The organism is Rhodococcus sp. (in: high G+C Gram-positive bacteria) (genome assembly GCF_049286785.1).
In the GTDB taxonomy this organism is placed as follows: domain Bacteria; phylum Actinomycetota; class Actinomycetes; order Mycobacteriales; family Mycobacteriaceae; genus Rhodococcus_F.
The window spans coordinates 1-2,282 of sequence record NZ_JBAQEO010000261.1; the positions used below are offsets into that span (position 1 = coordinate 1).

Consider the following 2,282-nt stretch of genomic DNA (forward strand, 5'->3'; position numbering starts at 1 on the left):
CACCAACCGATGGATCATCGCCGGTGTCACCGCCCAGGCACTCGGTCAGATCGCCATCACCTACCTGCCCGCCATGAACACAGTCTTTGCCACCGCCCCGATCAACGCCGACGCGTGGATGCGAATCTTTGCCCTGGCGGCCGCCACTGCCGCGGCCGTCTCCATCGACAAGCGACTTCGGCGCCGGCACGACGGAACTCGGACAGAGATGACAGGCCAGAGACGATAGGAAACGACGTCTGTGGCGGGTCAGTCCGTTGTCCGGCGGATGTAGAGCAGCTTGTCGCCGGCCTCGACGACATCGACCTCAGCGGTGCCGGCGCGTAGCAACCGGCCACCACGCACCACCGCGAGCACGAGGTCCGACAGGTGCCGCGGCGAACCGCCGACCTCCTCCCCCTCGACGTTGCGTTCGGAGATCGCCAATCCTGACTCCGGGGTGAGCAGGTCCTCGATCATCTCCACCACGGATGGAGTGGAAGTCGCGACACCGAGCAACCGGCCCGCCGTCTCCGAAGAAATGACCACGGAGTCGGCGCCGGACTGCCGCAGTAGGTGCCTGTTCTCCGACTCCCGGATTGCGGCGACGATCTTCGCGTTCGGCGCGATCTCACGCGCGGTGAGTGTTACCAGCACCGCCGTGTCATCCCGGTTCGTCGCGACGATGATCGACTTGGCGTGTTGCACACCGGCCAGTCGCAGCACGTCCGACTTCGTCGCCGAACCCTGCACCGTCACCAGTCCCTGGCCGACGGCGGTCTCGAGTACAACCGGATCGGTGTCGACCACCACAATGTCGGACGGGGCGACACCGTCGCCGAGCATTGCGTCGACCGCGGTGCGCCCCTTGGTGCCGTAACCGACAACGACGGTGTGATTCTGGGCGCGGCGACGCCAGCGCTGAATCTTGAACGATTGGCGGGAGTTCTCGGTCAGCGCCGACAGGGTGGTGCCGACCAGGACGATGAGGAAGAAGATTCGCAGCGGTGTGATGACCAGGATGTTGACCAGCCGGGCCTGCTCGGTGAGCGGGGTGATGTCTCCATATCCGGTGGTCGAGAGCGAGACAGTCGCGTAGTAGATGCAATCGAGCAGCGATAGCCCGTCTTCCTGCGTGTCGGCATAGCCGTCGCGGTCGAGATAGACCACGACCACCACCAAAGCCAACGCAGTCAGTGCGTACCCGATCCGTCGGGTGATGGCCCGGCCGGGACTGTATTGCACCTGAGGTACCCGCAGGATGCCCACCAGTGCAAAGTCGGGTCGCTCGGTGAGCACGTCGGATCGGCTGAACCGTGCACGCAAGCTACTGGGCATCGCCTCGATCACCTCGTCCTCGTCGCTCTCGACGTGCAGCCTACGCGCCGCCCGACCTTCGACCGGGCCGCCAACCGACAAGGGGGACGGGCGAGGCGGCCTCGGGTCTTCCATCATCCCCAGTCACCGATGCGGGGCCGCCGCCGAGGCCTAAAATGGGATGGAACGGACAACGGATTCTGGGCTTTGGAGCTCTTCGTGCCGATCGCACCTCCCGCCGAGGTGTGCGGGCCGCGGGAGGTGAGGCCGATGCAACCGGCCGAGCGGGTGCAGCTGTTGTCTCGCCGTGCGACTGTGTGGACAGCGGCGCTATTTGCCTTCGCGGTGCTACTGGTGGCCGGTCCACGGATGATCGGCGTCTACACGGATTGGTTGTGGTTCGGCGAGGTCGGCTACCGCAGGGTGTGGGGCACGATCCTCATCACCCGCCTACTCCTGTTCACGATTGTCACCGCCCTGGTGTGGGCCCTTGTCTTTTCGGTGTTGCTGTGGGCGTACCGATCTCGCCCGTTGTTCGCTACCGCGGTATCCGAGAAGGACCCGATCGAGGAATATCGGACGGTGGTGATGAGCCGGCCGCGACTGTTCGTAATCGGCATACCGTTGCTGCTCGCCCTGCCGTTCGGGCTCAGCGCGCAGTCGAGGTGGGACACGGTGCAGCTGTTCCTACGCGGCGGCAGCTTTGGAACCGTGGATGCGGAATTCGGGCACGATATCGGGTTCTATGTCTTCGACCTGCCGTTCTACCGGCTGGTGCTGACATGGTTACTCGTCGCGGTGTTCCTGGCCTTCCTTGTCAGTTTGGGCACTCACTACCTGTTCGGCGGGATCCGGCTGTCGCTGAAAGACAAGTCCAAGGGGCGTGAGACAGCGCTGATCCCTGCGGCCCGGATCCAGCTGGCGATCCTCGCCGGTACCTTCATCGCGCTCAAGGCGGTCGCCTACTGGTTCGATCGGTACTCGCT

Annotated in this window: 3 protein-coding genes; 2 read left to right on the plus strand and 1 reads right to left on the minus strand. The window is 64.6% G+C overall.

Features of this window, described 5'->3' with window-relative positions; translation table 11 throughout:
- Positions 1 to 229, plus strand: a 229-nt coding sequence (locus WAW17_RS10490; protein ID WP_422332921.1) for a cation transporting ATPase C-terminal domain-containing protein, incomplete at its 5' end; no start/stop codon positions are given.
- A 20-nt stretch (positions 230 to 249) separates the two neighbouring features.
- Here the strand turns inward: WAW17_RS10490 and WAW17_RS10495 are convergent.
- Complete coding sequence (locus WAW17_RS10495; protein WP_422332922.1) at positions 250 to 1,317, minus strand: potassium channel family protein; 1,068 nt, start codon at positions 1,315 to 1,317, stop codon at positions 250 to 252.
- Positions 1,318 to 1,566: 249 nt separating this feature from the next.
- Between WAW17_RS10495 and WAW17_RS10500 the strand changes: the two genes are divergently transcribed.
- On the plus strand, positions 1,567 to 2,282 hold a 716-nt coding region (locus tag WAW17_RS10500; RefSeq protein WP_422332923.1), incomplete at its 3' end, for a UPF0182 family protein.